The 17,095-nt window shown below is 55.0% G+C and carries 15 protein-coding genes; 8 read left to right on the forward strand and 7 right to left on the reverse strand.

From position 1 onward, the window contains the following. Positions 1–46 precede the first annotated feature (46 nt). The 6 genes from ACVBEG_RS11660 to ACVBEG_RS11685 form a co-directional block, all read right to left on the reverse strand. Positions 47–859 (reverse strand): crotonase/enoyl-CoA hydratase family protein, encoded by an 813-nt coding sequence (locus tag ACVBEG_RS11660; protein WP_322179143.1) that lies wholly within the window; start codon positions 857–859, stop codon positions 47–49. Between the two features lie 309 nt (positions 860–1,168). Then, the gene (locus tag ACVBEG_RS11665; RefSeq protein WP_322179142.1) at positions 1,169–1,546 is read right to left on the reverse strand and encodes a response regulator; all 378 of its coding nucleotides are present in this window, start codon (positions 1,544–1,546) and stop codon (positions 1,169–1,171) included. Between the two features lie 88 nt (positions 1,547–1,634). Further along, positions 1,635–2,816 carry a hybrid sensor histidine kinase/response regulator gene (locus tag ACVBEG_RS11670; protein WP_447107716.1) on the reverse strand — a complete coding sequence of 394 codons (1,182 nt, stop codon included), beginning with the start codon at positions 2,814–2,816 and terminating at the stop codon, positions 1,635–1,637. Continuing rightward, the gene (locus ACVBEG_RS11675) at positions 2,810–3,427 is read right to left on the reverse strand and encodes a chemotaxis protein CheB (protein WP_447107717.1); all 618 of its coding nucleotides are present in this window, start codon (positions 3,425–3,427) and stop codon (positions 2,810–2,812) included. The genes ACVBEG_RS11670 and ACVBEG_RS11675 overlap by 7 nt, the downstream gene beginning before the upstream one ends. Then, on the reverse strand, positions 3,424–4,245 hold the full coding sequence (locus ACVBEG_RS11680; protein ID WP_322179140.1) for a CheR family methyltransferase: 822 nt from the start codon (positions 4,243–4,245) through the stop codon (positions 3,424–3,426). The genes ACVBEG_RS11675 and ACVBEG_RS11680 overlap by 4 nt, the downstream gene beginning before the upstream one ends. Before the next feature lie 68 nt (positions 4,246–4,313). Then, positions 4,314–7,811, reverse strand: coding sequence for a response regulator (locus ACVBEG_RS11685; protein WP_447107718.1), 3,498 nt, complete (start codon positions 7,809–7,811; stop codon positions 4,314–4,316). Between the two features lie 270 nt (positions 7,812–8,081). Here ACVBEG_RS11685 and ACVBEG_RS11690 point away from each other — a divergent pair, with 270 nt between their 5' ends. The 3 genes from ACVBEG_RS11690 (at position 8,082) to ACVBEG_RS11700 (ending at position 10,684) form a co-directional block, all read left to right on the forward strand. Further along, on the forward strand, positions 8,082–8,450 hold the full coding sequence (locus ACVBEG_RS11690; protein ID WP_322179138.1) for a response regulator: 369 nt from the start codon (positions 8,082–8,084) through the stop codon (positions 8,448–8,450). A gap of 288 nt (positions 8,451–8,738) precedes the next feature. Continuing rightward, positions 8,739–9,257, forward strand: coding sequence for an Hcp family type VI secretion system effector (locus ACVBEG_RS11695; RefSeq protein WP_322179137.1), 519 nt, complete (start codon positions 8,739–8,741; stop codon positions 9,255–9,257). A 122-nt stretch (positions 9,258–9,379) separates the two neighbouring features. Continuing rightward, positions 9,380–10,684 (forward strand): glycosyltransferase, encoded by a 1,305-nt coding sequence (locus tag ACVBEG_RS11700; protein ID WP_447107719.1) that lies wholly within the window; start codon positions 9,380–9,382, stop codon positions 10,682–10,684. Between the two features lie 39 nt (positions 10,685–10,723). Here the strand turns inward: ACVBEG_RS11700 and cobF are convergent, their stop codons facing one another. Then, complete coding sequence (gene cobF / locus ACVBEG_RS11705) at positions 10,724–11,482, reverse strand: precorrin-6A synthase (deacetylating) (protein WP_447107720.1); 759 nt, start codon at positions 11,480–11,482, stop codon at positions 10,724–10,726. Between the two features lie 130 nt (positions 11,483–11,612). Here cobF and ACVBEG_RS11710 point away from each other — a divergent pair, with 130 nt between their 5' ends. The 5 genes from ACVBEG_RS11710 (at position 11,613) to ACVBEG_RS11730 (ending at position 17,077) form a co-directional block, all read left to right on the forward strand. Continuing rightward, positions 11,613–12,518 (forward strand): AraC family transcriptional regulator, encoded by a 906-nt coding sequence (locus ACVBEG_RS11710; RefSeq protein WP_322179134.1) that lies wholly within the window; start codon positions 11,613–11,615, stop codon positions 12,516–12,518. A gap of 241 nt (positions 12,519–12,759) precedes the next feature. Next, on the forward strand, positions 12,760–14,070 hold the full coding sequence (locus ACVBEG_RS11715; protein WP_322179133.1) for an ABC transporter substrate-binding protein: 1,311 nt from the start codon (positions 12,760–12,762) through the stop codon (positions 14,068–14,070). Between the two features lie 80 nt (positions 14,071–14,150). After that, complete coding sequence (locus ACVBEG_RS11720) at positions 14,151–15,083, forward strand: carbohydrate ABC transporter permease (protein ID WP_322179132.1); 933 nt, start codon at positions 14,151–14,153, stop codon at positions 15,081–15,083. Positions 15,084–15,093: 10 nt separating this feature from the next. Then, on the forward strand, positions 15,094–15,927 hold the full coding sequence (locus ACVBEG_RS11725) for a carbohydrate ABC transporter permease (RefSeq protein ID WP_322179131.1): 834 nt from the start codon (positions 15,094–15,096) through the stop codon (positions 15,925–15,927). Positions 15,928–15,973: 46 nt separating this feature from the next. Further along, a complete protein-coding gene (locus ACVBEG_RS11730; protein ID WP_330200782.1) occupies positions 15,974–17,077 on the forward strand; it encodes an ABC transporter ATP-binding protein in 1,104 nt (367 codons plus the stop codon). The last annotated feature ends 18 nt before the right edge of the window (positions 17,078–17,095 follow it).

A 17,095-nucleotide genomic window follows, 5' to 3' on the forward strand; every position in this document is an offset into this window, starting at 1 on the left:
ATCGCTTGCAGCTCAGTGTTCCAGTCGGCCTTCATGATTGAATGCTTTAGTTATCGAAGACAGCTTTTTGTTTGCTCATATGCGCGGCCATGGCCAACCGAAGGTCCGCTGATTGCAGCATTGCCGCGTTCCACGTGGCGACGTATTCAAGGCCGTCATCAATCCGATGGTCACGCATGTAGCTGATCATTTCCTTGGTCCCGGCAATAGCGATCGGCGACTTACTGGCAATTTCACCAGCAATGGCCATCACGCCGTCAAGCAGGCTCTGCGTGTCGACGAACGTGCGATTGACCAGGCCGATGCTGCGCGCTTCTTCTGCACCCATGGTACGCCCGGTGTAGGCCAGTTCGCGCAGCATACCGTCGCCGATGATACGCGGCAGGCGCTGCAAAGTACCCACATCCGCCGCCATGCCCATGTCGATTTCCTTGATCGAGAATTGTGCATCTTCAGCGGCGTAACGCATATCACACGCTGCAATCAAATCGATGGCACCGCCCAGGCAGTATCCCTGAACTGCCGCCAATACCGGTTTGCGACAGCTGTCCACGGCATTGAACGAGGCCTGAAGCTGCAGAATTTTGCGCCGTAGCAAGCGTGCATTTCGCCCCGCATCTTTGCCCAGTTCAGTGGCAACCGATGCCAACATCATCAAGTCGATACCCGAGGAGAAGTGTTTGCCAGCGCCACTCAGGACCACGACGCGCACTTCATCCGTTTCATCGATCCACTGGAAAATATCAATGATTTCGCTCCAGAACGCGGCGTTCATTGAATTGACCTTTTCCGGCCGATTAATCTGCACGTGAGCGATGTTATCGGTCAGTTCGACGTGGAAAGCCTGGTAATCGGACACGGTTGTCATCTTCGAAAATACTCACATTTTTTGGTTGTAATGGTGCTCAGACTATAACAAGCACGCGTTACCAGCCGTAAGGCTGCGGTTATGCCATTTGCAGGACAAAAACCCATTCGGCGGCGCGAAGTCAGACCGTTCGAATCACCAGGATCAAGGCGTACTGCGCGGAGCGCCATATCGTTCAGGAGAAAGCAATCCGATGCTGCAGGATGAAGACACTAGAGTATTTCGGGATGGGTGTCCGAGCGCGCAAAGAGGCCGTTGAGGCGTAATGAAATTGGGTATACCAGCATCACAACCACTCAATCACGCCAGCAGTTTTTTAATCTGCGTATGCAGGTTGTCCATCGTGAACGGCTTGGCCAGGATTGGCGCCTTGAGAGCGATGGGGCTGCCGGACTCCAGGATTTCGGCGGGGTAGCCGCTGATGAAAATCACCTTTAATTCAGGTCGCAGCTTCACCGCGGGGTCAGCAATCATCACCCCCGATACACCACCCGGCAGGCGGTAATCAGTGATCATCAAATCCAGGTGAGGTTTGGTCGCCAGTATCTCAAACGCCTGTTCGCCATTTTCGGCTTTCAATACCCGGTAGCCCTCACCCGATAGATAATCGGCGAGCAACATCAGGATCAGCGGTTCGTCTTCGACGATGAGTACGACATCTTCTGCATCAGAGCTCATGGGGTGCCTTATATCTCTAAATAGCTGCCACTACGACCATGGCGCGCGGCGTAGGTTGCGCTGTACGTCGGATAATTGCCAACAGCTTTTAAAGCGGCAGGCTCACCCTGAACAACGATCCCTTACCCTCCTCGCTATCTACGCTGATCGACCCACCATGGGCGGCGACGATCTGCTCGGAAATAAACAAACCCAGGCCCAATCCGGCGATGACATGATTGGCCGATACCCGCTCAAACTGCTGAAAAATTCGTTTTTGGTTTTCTTCGCTGACACCAATACCGTGATCAAGCACATCCACCCGCGCCTGCCCGCCTTCGCAATACACCCGCACGTCGATCGGGTTATGAGAGCCATAGCGCAGTGCGTTGGTCAGCAGGTTCACAACCACCTGCTCGATACGAAACTCATCCCAGGTCCCTATGACCGGCCCTTCGCCCGTAAAAGACAACGTCGACTCAGCGTTCGATATCTGCGCGGAGAAGCTCTCCAGAAGGTTGCTGACCAGTTGCACCAGATCGAAACGACTGGGACGAATCGACAGCTTACCGGTACGAATGCGTGAGACATCCAGCATATCCTCGATCAAACGAATCAAACTCTTGATTTGCCGCTCATCGCGATCGACCATGGTGCTCAGTTTGTCCAGGGTAAACGCAGCAACGTTGCCCTTGGTCAAGTGCAGTTTGCGCAGCTGGGTTTCCAGAATAAGCCCGTTAAGCGGGGTGCGCACTTCGTGAGAAACAACCGACATGAAGTCATCGCGCATGCGCACTGCATGCTCAAGCTCGTTCTGGGTGGACTGAAGCTGCTTAAGCAAAGCTTCCTGCTCGTGGCGGCTCTGTTCAAGGGCTTCGACCTGCTGCTTCATCGCCTTGCGTTGACGATAAAGGTCGACAAATACATTGACCTTGCTCTTCACCGCATGGATATCCAGCGGTTTGTGCAGAAAGTCCACCGCGCCACTTTCGTAGCCCTTGAATGCGTAATTCAACTCACGACCGGCGGCACTGACAAACACGATAGGAATATTTTTGGTTCTCTCGGTACTGCGCATCAGCTCAGCCAGTTCGAAGCCGTTCATTCCTGGCATTTGCACATCGAGAATGGCCAGAGCGAACTCATGCTGCAGCAACAGCGAAAGTGCCTCATCAGCAGACAGGGCTTTAAAGACCGTGCGGCCTTCACGCTTGATCAATGCCTCAAGCGCTAGCAGGTTTTCCGGTAGATCATCGACGATCAGTAGGTTGGCTTGGATTTCACTTAGCATGCGGTTCTTTCCAGCTCGATTAGCAATTGGCCAATGTCGTGCAACGGCAGGATATGATTCGGCATATGTAACGCCAACGCTGCTTCGGGCATGGTGGGTGCATGAGCCAGCCGGGGATCTTGAACCACAGTGAATCCGCCGTGATGCTTGATCATAGCCAATCCTCGAGCACCGTCCTGATTGGCCCCGGTCAGCAACACCCCGGCCAGCCGAGGTCCATAGGCATCAGCGGCCGACTCAAAAAGGATGTCGATGCTGGGACGTGAATGGTAGATGCGCTCTTCCCGGCTCAGTGACAGGCTGAAATCTTCTTCCACAGACACGTGATAGCCGGGAGCGGCGAAATACAACGTGCCAGGAACAATTATCTCTTTGTCATCGACTTCTTTGACCGTGATAGGCAGGCGCCGCTGAAAAATTTCAGCCAAATGACTGCGGCGCTCATCAAGTAAATGCAAGACCGTGATAATTGGCAAAGCAAAGCCTGGCGTCAACGCAGAGAAAATCTTCATCAAGGCATCCACGCCGCCAGCCGACGCCCCGATGACAATGGCATCGACAACAGGCAGCGCGCGAATGGGCAAGTGGCGGTATTGTTCAGTCGTATTCATGACTTACGGTAGATCCGCTCCTGTTTGACGAATGTTTCAAAATTTTTGCTATAGGCGGAAAAATCGAGTGTTTCCTTGCTGCCCAGTACCAGAAAGCCCCGATGGCAGAGCGAATCGTGAAACAGCCCAAATGCCCGATCTTGAAGTTTCTTATTAAAATAAATCAGTACGTTACGGCATGAAATTAACTGGGTTTCTGAAAACACACTATCAGTTGCCAGGCTGTGATCGGCGAACGTGACGTTCTCGCGCAGGGTCTTATCGAAAATAGCGTGGTCATACGCCGCCGTGTAATAGTCGGAAAACGCCCGCTGCCCGCCCGCCCGTTGATAGTTCTCGGTGTACGCACGAATATTCTCCAGGGAGAATATGCCCATCTTCGCCTTCTCCAGCGAACTGGGGTTAATGTCAGTCGCGTAGATGATGGTTCGATCAAGCAGACCCTCCTCGCGCAACAGGATCGCCATGGAGTAGACCTCCTCCCCTGTACTGCAACCGGCGATCCAGATCTTGATCGAAGGGTATGTTTTGAGCAGCGGCACTACCTCCTGACGAATCGCCAGGAAATGCCCAGGATCGCGAAACATTTCGCTGACCGGGATAGTCAGGAACTGCAAGAGCTGCATGAACGCTAATGGGTCATGTAGCACGCGCTCCTGCAACGCCGAGATGGTCTTGCAATCGAACTGGCGCAACGCATGATTGACCCGACGCTTGACCGAGGCTCCAGAGTAATCACGAAAGTCGTAACTGTATTTGAGGTAAATCGCCTCCATTAACAGACGCAATTCAATTTCGGTGTTTCGCTCAAGCGACATGGCACAAATCCAGATACTCGGTTCCAGGAGTCAACTTAGTGGCTTCAATGCCTGATACGTTCAATGAATCAGAACCGTTCCATTTTTGGCAGCCATACGCGAATCAACGAAAACAAACGGTCAAGGTCAATGGGCTTGGCCAGGTAATCATTGGAGCCCGCCTGCAGGCAGCGCTCCTGATCGTCTCTCATGGCTTTGGCCGTCACCGCGATAATCGGCAGCTTGCGCCAGCGTGGATCCTTGCGAATTTCCACGGTCGCTTCGTAGCCGTCCATCTCGGGCATCATCACATCCATCAACACCAGGTCGATGTCGTCGACATCATTAAGCTTGTTGATGGCCTCTCGACCATTACGAGCGATTTCAACGACCGCGCCTTTGTGCTCCAGGGCACTGGTCAGCGCGAAGATGTTACGCACGTCATCATCGACCACCAGGATTTTACGGCCCTCAAACACCTTGTCTCGACTGCGGGCGGTCCTGAGCATTTTCTGGCGTTCGCTGGACAGTTTCGATTCGACTTTGTGCAGGAACAGCGTCACCTCATCCAGCAAACGCTCGGGCGAACGCGCACCTTTGATGATGATCGAGCGGGAATACTTGAGCAGCTCGGCTTCTTCATCCCGGGTCAGATTGCGCCCGGTGTAGACGATCACGGGCGGAAACGAGCAGATGTCGTCGGTGGACATGCGCTTGAGCAGGTCGTTGCCAAGCATGTCAGGCAGTTTCAGGTCGATGATCATGCAGTCGTAGACGTTATCCCGCAGCAGATCCAACGCATCCTGAGCGAACCCGACGGCGGTTATCTCGATGTCATCGTCGCCAATCAATCGCGCGATACTGTCGCGTTGCAGGGCGTCGTCTTCCACCAGCAGGATGCGCTTGACCTTCTGGGTCAGCTTGGCCTCGAGCTTGGCGAAAACATCCTTCAATTCTTCACGGGTGGTCGGCTTGACTGCATAACCGATGGCCCCCATGTGCATCGCGGCTTCCTGGCGATCCTCTACAGAGATCACGTGGACCGGAATATGTCGGGTCGGCGCCAGTTCTTTCAAGCGCTGTAGCACGGTCAGACCCGAGTGATCCGGTAGACGCATGTCCAGCAGGATCGCGTCAGGTATGAACTGTGCAGCCAGGTTGAACCCTTCGTCAGCGGCATGGGCCACCAGGCATTGATAACCCAATTCGTGAGCCAGATCGTAAAGAATCTGCGCGAAACTGACCTCATCCTCGATCACCAGCATGCAGCGGGTACTGAACGGTGCCTTGTCGCGATCATCGGCAAAGTCTGGAATAGCTGGCAGTGTCGGAACCTTCACTACAACGGGGATGACCGGTGGCATCACCATGACAGGTGCTGCGACCGCGACCGGCTGTTCGCCATATTCGAGTTGGACCTGCTCAACGTATTGCTCAGGCACCACCAAGGTGAAAATGCTGCCCTGCTCTGGCGCACTGGTGACGGAGATCGAGCCACCCAGCAATTTGGCCAGATCGCGGGAAATCGACAGCCCAAGGCCGGTGCCACCGTAACGCCGATTGGTGGTGCCGTCGGCTTGGCGGAATGCCTCGAAAATGCTTTCCTGATGCTCTTCGGCGATGCCGATGCCAGTGTCGCGCACGGTGAAGGTAATGCCCTCGCCCGGCTGCCGCGATACGGTCAAACTGACACTGCCGCGCTCAGTGAACTTGATCGCGTTGGACAACAGGTTTTTCAGTACTTGCTCCAGGCGCTGGCGATCAGTAAACAGCAGCGTTGGCGCGCCCGCCTGTAATTCGACTTGAAAGTCGAGTTTCTTGTCTGCGGCCATGGGTTGAAACATACCCCGCAGGCCTTCGACCAACCGCGCCACACTGGTAGTTTCCGGGCGCATGTCGAGCTTGCCGGCTTCGACCTTGGAGATGTCGAGAATGTCGTTGATCAAGTTCAGCAGATCGTTGCCTGCCGAATAGATAGACTCGGCGAATTTGACCTGCTCGGCCGTCAGGTTCTCTGTCGGGTTTTCCGCCAGCAGTTTCGCCAGAATCAGTGAGCTGTTAAGCGGCGTTCGCAACTCATGAGACATATTGGCAAGGAATTCAGACTTGTATTTGCTGGAGCGTTGCAGCTCTTCAGCTCTTGCTTCAAGTTCAACCTGCGCAATATTCAACTCTTCGTTGTTGCGGTCCAACGCATCACGCTGATCGGCCAGGGCTTGGCCCTGTTCGGCTAACTGCTCATTGGTTTGCTCAAGAGCTGCCTGCTGGGTTTCCAGATGGAACTGAGACTCCTTGAGGATGTGTGACTGTTGTTCAAGCTCTTCGTTAGCGGCTTTAAGCTCTTCCTGCTGCACCTGCAGTTCTTCATTGAGCTGCTGGGTTCCGGCGAGTACGTCCTGCAAGCGCTGGCGGTAACGTGCCGCTTCAATCGAGGTGCCGATGTTGTCGGAAATCACCTCGAGGAACTCGACATCGCGTTCGGTCAAGGCCCGCAAAAAACCCAACTCGATCACGCCATTGACCTGGTCGTCATTGCTGGTTGGCACGATCAGGACACTACGCGGCGAACCATCGCCCAGACCCGAGCTGACTTTGAAGTAATCACCCGGCACATCGTCCAGGGTGATGATCTTGTCTTGCAGCGCAGCCTGACCGATAACGCCCTCGCCGCCGTAGATCGACTGCTCGTGCTGTTCCTGCTCGCGGGAAAACCCGTAAGATGCCACACGCGTGAAGCCACCATGTTCCTGACGGACATACATCGCGGCCACGACAGAGCCCAGGTATTGGGCAAAAAACTGCAACACATTGCGGCCCAGCACGTTCAATGTCAGCTGCCCCAACACTTGTTCTGCCAGCTCGCTTTGCCCGTTGCGCAGCCACGCCACGTGTTGCAAGCGCTGAGCGTTATTCTCTTGCAGCTTCAGGTTCTCAAGGTAACTTTTTGATAACGCAAACATATCGCGCCGGCCTATGTAGGCCAGGAAGCCGCTGATCAGCACCACAAAAATCAAATACAAGGTCACTGTGAGAATCGTGGTGTGCGTGACGTCTTCGTTGCGAGTGATGCGCAGTTGCTGCTCGATCGCCACGATCTGATCATATTCGCTGCGAATTTCGTCGGTCAGACGCTTGCCTCGACCGGCGGCAATAGCCGATTGATAATCACCATTTTTTCGGCGCAACGTGATCATTTCCTGGGCAAAATCGTTCCATTCATCCTGCAGGGCAGACAGACGCCTCAAGCGATCCAGTTGCTGAGGGTTATCGGCAACCAGTTGGTCCAGACTTTTGAGTTCAGCCACCACCCCAGGTTTGGCGACTTCATAGGGATCGAGAAAGTGCTCATCACCCGTGAGCAGAAAGCCGCGCATGCCCGTTTCCATATCGATGGACAGCCGGAGCGAATGATTGGCGTTGTTGATCACGCGGTCGGTGTGTTCGACCCACTGGATCACCGTCAATAAATAGGTAATCAGAGAGATAAAAAAAACAGCGCTCAGCACACCGACACCCAACGGCAGACTGATGTTGCGGCCCAACATTTTACGGAAGCGTTGCTCGTCAATCGAAGACGGAGGGTTCATCAAAAGGTCCGGGCGAATTCATCGAAACGACAGAGTCTGCAGGAAACATCTGCAAAAGACTGTTTTTCTAGCGCATGAAGCGGAAAATTCAGGCACAGCACCATGAAACGGCCTACAAAAAATCTCATCAGGGTGAAAAAAGAGCAGAAAGGAACCCAAATGGATAGTTTTTCCTGCTAGAGGGAACTTGTCGCTATCATTTACATACTCATTAACATGCTGTCAGAAACAATCAGCTGCGAATTATTGTCTTTTTTCAGGGAACATTTTATGTCCGCACCCACCAGCACCATCCTCGTGGTCGAAGACGACAACATCGTACGCATGTTGATCGTCGACGTACTTGAAGAGCTGGATTACAGCGTGCTCGAAGCCGCTGACGGTAAAGACGCGCTCGCCCACCTGGGCGACGGTCAGAAAGTCATAGATCTGCTGATGACTGATCAGGGACTACCCGATATGAATGGCCGCGATCTGGCGACCGAGGCCCGGAAATTACGCCCCAGCCTGCCCGTGCTGTTCGCCAGTGGGTATGCAGAAAGTATCGAGGTGCAGGAAGGTATGGACGTCATCGGCAAACCGTTCTCCATCGATCAGTTGCGAAGCAAGGTGAAGGGGATTTTGGGCCAAAAGGCCTGATACGCAATTTCCTGCACAACCCAAACCCGCCACTACCCCGAAAACTTGTCTGATCCGGTTTCCAAGGGCTCTTATCCAATGCGCAGGATGCTCCGTCGGCATGAGCAAGAACTTGCTCAACCGGAGTTAAATGCCCACCATAAATCTCTAAATAGCTTTAACTAATAAAGCTATCCATATGATTTATATCAATTTATATTTTACGGCATGGCTTTTGATAGATGAAACAGCGTCCGCAACGCATTAGTTTTTACGGACACCCTCTGTTTATCCTGAAAGGAGCGTTTCATGCCAACACCCGCGTATTTAAAGATCGAAGGCACCAAACAGGGCCTGATCACCGCAGGCACTTTTACCCAGGACTCGGTCGGCAACATCTATCAGGAAGGTCATGAAGACCAAATCCTGGTTCAAGCCTTCGACCATCAAATCATCATTCCACGCGACCCTCAATCCGGCCAACCGACCGGCCAACGCGTACACAAACCTCTGATGATCACCAAGGTGTTCGACAAGTCCTCGCCTTTGATTTTCGCGGCTTTGACCTCCGGCGAACTCCTGAGCAAATGCCGCCTGGAGTGGTTCCGCACCTCGGCGGAGGGCACTCAACAGCACTACTTCACCATCGAACTGGACGATGCACTGATCGTTGAAGTGCATTCGCACATGCCAAACTGCCAGGACCCGAAACAGTCGCACTTCACTCACCTTGAAGACGTCTACTTCACCTATCGCAAAATCTCCTGGACCCATGAAGTCAGCGGCACTTCGGGCTCCGACGACTGGCGCAAACTCAAGACTGAGTAATCACAAACAGCATCGCCCCCTCAAGGGGTCGATGCTTTTTTTGTCGCGCTTTCGGCGTATCGGTGATGCCTCCCAAAACCTGTGGTTTAATTACGCCCCTCGATCACCCAGAACCCCCTCCCATGAGCCTGCCCCACTCAAGCACTCCCACCCACGTGCTCATCATTGGTTATGTCTGGCCAGAACCGCGCTCGTCGGCAGCGGGTGGTCACATGATGCAGTTGATCGAGTGCTTCCTGAGTCAAGGCTGGCAAATCACCTTCAGCAGCCCTGCGAGCGAAGGCGAACACAAAGCTGATCTCGCCGCTCTCGGCATTGCCGAAGTCAGCATCGAACTCAATAACAGCAGCTTCGATGTGTTCATCACTGAACTCAAGCCAGACATCGTGCTGTTCGACCGTTTCATGATGGAAGAACAATTTGCCTGGCGCGTGGAGAAGCATTGCCCCGACGCGCTGCGCATTCTCGAAACCTCAGACCTGCAAAGCCTGCGCGACGCTCGGCATCAACTGCTCAAGGATCACCTGAAGAAAGACTCTGATCTTGATGATTTTTATGAATTTTTCAGTGCCTCACCTCAAGCTATTTTCCCGTACATGGCGGCCAGTGACCTGGCTCAGCGCGAAATTGCCGCGATCTATCGCTCCGACATCAGCCTGATGATCTCCGATGTAGAAATCGATCTGCTCGTCGATCAGTTCAAGCTCCCCATGGCATTACTGCATTGGTGCCCACTGATGCTCAATGGCACACCGACCACTGCGCGACCTTTCGAAGACCGCGCGCATTTCCTCAGCATCGGTAACTTTCGCCACGCGCCGAACTGGGATGCGGTGTTATGGATGAAAAATGCGATCTGGCCACTGATTCGCCAACAGCTACCGTCTGCGCAACTGCACATCTACGGGGCCTACACCCCCCCCAAAGCCACTGCCCTGCACAACGCAGCACAGGGATTTCATGTCATGAACTGGGCGGAAGATGCACTGGAGGTGATGTCCGGCGCGCGAGTCTGTCTGGCACCCTTGCGGTTTGGTGCTGGCATCAAAGGCAAGATCGTCGACGCCATGCTCTGCGGCACCCCGAATGTCACCACGCCTATTGGCGCTGAAGCCATGGCCGGCGACCTGCCATGGCCGGGCGCGATAGCCAGTAGCGCCAGCGCCATCGCTGCTGCAGCCGTCGAGCTCTATCGGGACAAAACCCTGTGGGCACAGGCGCAAACCAATGGCTGGGCGATAGTGAGTGCGCGCTATCAGTACGAGCAGCACTGCGCGAGCCTGATTGCGCGGATTGAGGCCTGCCGCCAAACCCTGCAGCAGCATCGAACCGACAACTTCACCGGTGCCATGCTACGTCACCACCACCACAAAAGTACCCAATACATGGCGCAATGGATCGAAGCCAAGAATCGAACTTCAGTTTGATATCCGGGTATTTTCTTCGCCAGCTTGCGGGCGAAGGCCTCAGCGTGGTCTACGCAACAAATATGTATCCATGATCCACCCTTTCTCGCGCCTGGCAGCTTCGCGGACGCGGCGAATTTCAGCACTGACGTCCTTGAGTTTTCCTGTGATCAGGATTTCATCCGGGGTGCCCAGATACGCACCCCAGTAGATGTGCAAATCGGTGTCGGTCAGGGTGTCAAACGTGCAATGGGCATCGAGCATCACCACGACGTTATCGATATCCCCCTCCGGGCTCTGCGCCAGTCGCCGGCCGGTGGTGATCTGGATTGGCTCGCCAATACGGTTCAACGGTATCCGGTGCTGGGCGACCAACGCCTGAACGCTGGTAATGCCCGGAATGACCTGATACTCAAACGACTGCGCGCCGCGCTCCAGTACCCGGTCGAGTATCCGCAGAGTGCTGTCATACAGCGACGGATCGCCCCAGATCAGAAACGCGCCAACCTCCCCCTCAGCCACTTCATCGCCAATCAGTTGCTCGAACAACACCGCACGCTGCTCATGCCAATACTCGATGCCCGCCTGATAGGACTGAGGATCGTCTTCGCGCTGCGGATCCTGCACCTGCACCACGCGGTAGTCGTCGCGCGTCATGTAGCGCTGGCAAATCTCCTTCCTCAAACGCAATAGATCGTCGTTGGCATAACCTTTGTCCAGGATGAAAAACACGTTCGTCCGGTTCAGCGCGTAAATGGCCTGAACCGTGATGTGTTCTGGATTACCCGCACCAATGCCGATCAGCAGAATGCTCTTCATGAGCCCACATCCAAAACCACGGTCATCCTCATTTCGTACCCTTTCATACCACCCTTTGTTAAGTCCATGTTACCGCTCAGCCAAATAGTGCACATTAGGACCTGAGCGAATCACCATCGACGACCAGTCCATGACCAAAACAACAAGAATAACCGACCCCTCCTACGAACTGATGGACGACCATAACGGGCTGTCGATCATTTATCGCGAGCATGGTTTTCCCTGTCCTTTGGTGCGCTGGCATTTTCACAAGGAATACGAGCTGCATCTGATCGTCGCCAGTTCGGGCAAGGTGTTCATCGGCGATTACATCGGTAACTTCTACCCTGAAAGCCTGTTTTTGACCGGGCCGAACCTGCCACATAACTGGATCAGTCAGGTCGGCGAAGACGAAGTGGTGGTCAAACGCGACATGCTGGTGAATTTCACCGACGAGTTGTTCGAGAGCGGCAACCAGGTGTTTTCCGAACTCAAGACCCTGACCCCACTGCTGGAGCGCGCACAATACGGAATCGAGTTTCGCTGCAAACGCACGATCCGTCAGGCGATGAAGCTGATGCAAAAAATCGCCGACAGCAGGGGTATCAGCCGGCTGGGGCATTTTTTCATATTGCTGGAGCTTCTGGCCGCGAGTGATGACGTCCAACTGCTCTCTGGCACGACCTCGCCGCAATTGGCCGATGAACACAGCATCGACCGCACCAACCGCGCCGTGGATTACATCTTCGCTCATTACGCGCGCGAGCTGCCTCTTGAAGAGGTCGCCGAGTATCTGGGCATGAAACCGACGTATTTTTCCAGGGTGTTCAAGCAGGCGACTGGCCGTTGCTTCGTCGAGTTCGTCAATCGCCTGCGCGTCAGTAAATCCTGCGAGCTGCTGGCGGATGGCAATAAACCGGTGACCGATGTGTGTTTCGAGTCCGGTTTCAATAATATTTCCAATTTTAATCGGCGTTTTCAGCAGCTCAAAGGCATGACGCCCTCGCACTATCGTCGTTTGGCCGTCCAGCGACTGACCGAACAAAACCTGTACTGATTCACCCCACCTTCGCCCCCTTCAACTACGCTGAAACCGCCCGACGCTATGCCGGAGCGATATTTCAATGCATTTCCGTTTGCGCCATGAGTGCAAAAAAGTATCAGTTTGAGTGCAGTGCAGGATTTGTCATCTCTCCCTCAGACCGTTGTAATCAGTTCACAGTCTTCCTTGCCTCCGGAAGATACAAAAACAATAACTGACCTTCTGCAGCTCTCAGAGCGCAGGAGAGGAGAGATCGATGAAGGCTTCAGTAAAAGCGCTACTCGCCAGCACCTGCCTGGTACTTGGCAGCACGGCCGTCGCCGGTACAGTCACCATTGCCACGGTCAACAACAGCGACATGATTCGCATGCAACGCCTGTCTAAAACCTTCGAACAACAGCACCCTGATATCAAACTCAACTGGGTGGTGCTGGAAGAAAACGTTCTGCGCCAACGCCTGACCACCGACATCGCCACAAAAGGGGGCCAGTTCGATGTGCTGACCATCGGCATGTACGAAGCGTCGTTGTGGGGTCAGAAAGGCTGGCTGGAAGAGATGAAAGACCTGCCTGCCAGCTACGCGCTGGATGACGTTTTTCCATCGGTACGCGATGGCCTGTCGGTTGACGGCAAGCTGTATGCCCTGCCGTTCTATGCCGAAAGTTCGATGACCTACTACCGCACCGATCTGTTCAAGGACGCAGGCCTGACGATGCCTGAACGCCCAACCTGGAGCGAGATCGCCGGCTTCGCCGAAAAACTCACCCACCGAGACAAAGAACAATACGGTATCTGCTTGCGCGGCAAGGCCGGCTGGGGCGAGAACATGGCGCTGATCAGCACCGTTGCCAATGCGTACGGCGCACGCTGGTTCGATGAGCAATGGAAACCTCAGTTCGATCAACCCGAGTGGAAAAACGCACTGAATTTCTACGTCGAAACCATGAAAAAATCCGGGCCGCCTGGCGCATCGAGCAATGGTTTCAACGAAAACCTGGCCCTGTTCAACAGCGGCAACTGTGCGATCTGGGTGGATGCCAGCGTTGCGGGCTCTTTTGTGACCGATAAAACTCAAAGCAAGGTCGTCGACCATGTCGGCTTCACTTACGCGCCGCATGAGGTCACAGACAAAGGCTCTGCCTGGTTGTACTCCTGGGCGCTGGCCATTCCGACCAGCGCAAAAAACCAGACTGACGCCAAAACCTTCAGTACCTGGGCTACTTCCAAGGAGTACGCCGCACTGGTTGCCGAGAAAGATGGCGTGGCCAACGTGCCACCAGGCACTCGCGCCTCGACCTACAACGAGGCGTACATGACGGCTGCACCGTTCGCCAAGATCACCCTCGAATCGTTGAAGGCAGTGACACCCAAGACCCCTACGCTAAAACCGGTGCCTTATGTCGGTATCCAGTTGGTGACCATCCCTGAGTTCCAGGCCATCGGCACGTCGGTCGGCCAGCAATTCTCCGCAGCCCTGGTTGGTACGATGACAGTCGATGCCGCCCTGGTCGCCGCGCAAAACTCCACTGAGCGGGACATGAAACGAGCGGGTTACCCGAAAAAGTAGTCCTCTGACTATCGCTGGTGTCGAGAGGCCCTCTGCCCCTCGACACCGTGTTCACGCTTGCGTCCAGGCTCGGAGTCATCATGAATACCTCAGCCGTTAACCCCCGTCTGGCTACGTCCAGCCAACAACCCAAGGCCAAACGCCGGAGGGTCAAACCCGGCTGGTTTCTGGTCAGCCCTTCCATACTGCTGTTGCTGGTGTGGATGATTGTGCCGCTGGGCATGACGATCTACTTCTCGCTGATTCGCTACAGTCTGCTGAATCCCGGCGAGAACGAATTCGTCGGTCTGGAAAACTTCACCTACTTCATCACTGACAGTGGCTTCATCCCCGGCGCCACCAACACCTTATTGCTGGTGGGCAGTGTGCTGGCGATCAGCGTGATTCTCGGCGTCCTGATTTCAGCCCTGCTGGAAGCCAGCGAATTTTTCGGTCGAGGCATCGTCCGGGTGTTGTTGATTTCGCCGTTCTTCATCATGCCAACGGTCAGCGCGCTGATCTGGAAGAACCTGATTTTCCATCCGGTTTCCGGAATTCTGGCCGCTGTATGGAAATTTTTCGGCGCGCAGCCGGTGGACTGGCTCGCCCACTTCCCGCTGCTGTCGATCATCATCATCGTGTCGTGGCAATGGCTGCCCTTCGCCATCCTGATCCTGATGACGGCCATGCAATCGCTTGATCAGGAGCAGAAAGAGGCTGCGCGCCTGGACGGCGCCGGTCCCTTGGCGATTTTCTGGTACCTGACGCTGCCGCATCTGGCCCGGCCCATTGCCGTGGTCATCATGATCGAAACGATTTTCCTGTTGTCGGTGTTCGCCGAGATTTTCACCACCACCAACGGCGGTCCGGGCTATGCCTCGACCAACCTGGCGTACCTGATCTATAACCAGGCCTTGCTGCAGTTCGATGTCGGCATGGCGTCGGCTGGCGGCTTGATTGCCGTGGTGATCGCCAACATTGCCGCAATCATCCTGATTCGGATGATTGGCAAAAACCTCACCGATAAGTCATGAGGGCCTTATCATGATGACGCTCAAACAATCCCGTCGCGTGCAGAGCCTGGTGCTCGGCACCTTGTCATGGGCCATAGCGGCGCTGGTGTTCTTCCCTATCTTCTGGATGGTGCTGACCAGCTTCAAGACCGAAATCGACGCTTTCGCCACGCCACCTCAGTTCATCTTCAGCCCGACGCTGGAGAACTACCTGCACATCGAGGAACGCAGCGGCTATTTCCATTTTGCCTGGAACTCGGTGCTCATCTCCTTCAGCGCCACGGCCCTGTGCCTGCTGATCGCCATACCGGCGGCCTATTCCATGGCTTTCTTCGAGACCAAACGCACAAAAGGCACCTTATTGTGGATGCTCTCGACCAAGATGTTGCCACCGGTGGGCGTGCTGATGCCGATCTACTTGCTGGCCAAAACCTTCGGTCTGCTGGACACCCGATTCGCCCTGATCATTATCTATACCCTGATCAACCTACCCATTGTTGTATGGATGATCTACACCTACTTCAAGGATATCCCGCCGGACATTCTCGAAGCCGCGCGACTGGACGGAGCCACGACCTTGCAAGAGATCTTCCGGGTGCTAGTACCCATCTGCAAAGGTGGCCTGGCGTCCACAGCCCTGCTGTCACTGATCCTGTGCTGGAACGAGGCGTTCTGGTCGCTGAACCTGACTTCGTCCAATGCCGCGCCATTGACAGCCCTGATCGCCTCCTACTCAAGCCCAGAAGGCTTGTTCTGGGCCAAGCTCTCGGCAGTCTCGACCCTGGCCTGCGCGCCGATTCTGATCTTCGGCTGGATCAGCCAAAAACAACTGGTACGCGGCCTGTCTTTTGGCGCCGTCAAATAGTCTTTCTACCTTTCTAGAATAAAAACAGAACAGAACGGAGGTCACCATGGCTAACCTGAGTATCAGAAACCTGCAAAAAGGCTTCGACGGCCACGCCATCATCAAGGGCATCGATCTGGACGTTCGCGACCGTGAATTCGTGGTTTTCGTCGGTCCCTCCGGCTGCGGCAAATCCACCCTATTGCGGCTGATCGCCGGGCTTGAAGAAGTCACTGCCGGTACCATCGAGCTTGATGGGCGAGACATCACCCAGGTCAGCCCGGCCAAGCGCGACCTGGCCATGGTATTTCAGACCTACGCCCTGTATCCGCATATGACCGTGCGCAAGAACATGTCGTTCGCCCTCGATCTGGCCGGTGGCAACAAAGCCAATATCGAGCGCAAAGTCAGCGAAGCGGCGCGCATCCTGCAACTGGAACCGCTGCTGGAGCGTAAACCCAAACAGCTTTCCGGCGGTCAGCGCCAGCGCGTGGCCATCGGCCGGGCAATTGTGCGCAACCCAAAAATATTCCTGTTCGATGAGCCCCTCTCCAACCTCGACGCAGCGTTGCGCGTTCAAACACGCCTGGAGCTGTCACGCCTGCATAAAGAGCTGAAGGCGACAATGATCTACGTGACCCACGATCAGGTCGAGGCCATGACCCTGGCCGACAAGGTCGTGGTCCTCAACGGTGGTAAGGTTGAACAAATCGGCTCGCCGCTGGAGCTGTACCACCATCCAGCCAACCTGTTCGTTGCAGGTTTTCTGGGCACACCGAAAATGGGCTTTCTCAAGGGCACCGTCAGCCGTGCCGACAGCCGTGGCTGCGAAGTCACCCTGGACGCTGGCACCACAATCAACCTGCCATTGGCCGGCGCCAGCGTGAGTGTCGGCAGCGCGGTAACCCTTGGCATACGCCCGGAACACTTGAACATCGCGAGGGAAGGAGACTGCCAGATGCAGGTAATCGCCGACGTCAGCGAGCGCTTGGGCAGCGACACGTATTGTCATGTGCGCACTTCATCAGGTGAAGCCTTGACCCTGCGTATCCGCGGAGATCTGGCCAGCCAGCATGGCGAGAGTCTGAACCTGCACCTGGACAGCACCCACTGCCATTTGTTCGACGCTCAGGGCCTGGTGATCACCAGCGCTTTACAGGCCGCCGCTTAAACATTCGAGACCGCCCTC

Source organism: Pseudomonas sp. GG8, assembly GCF_052976945.1.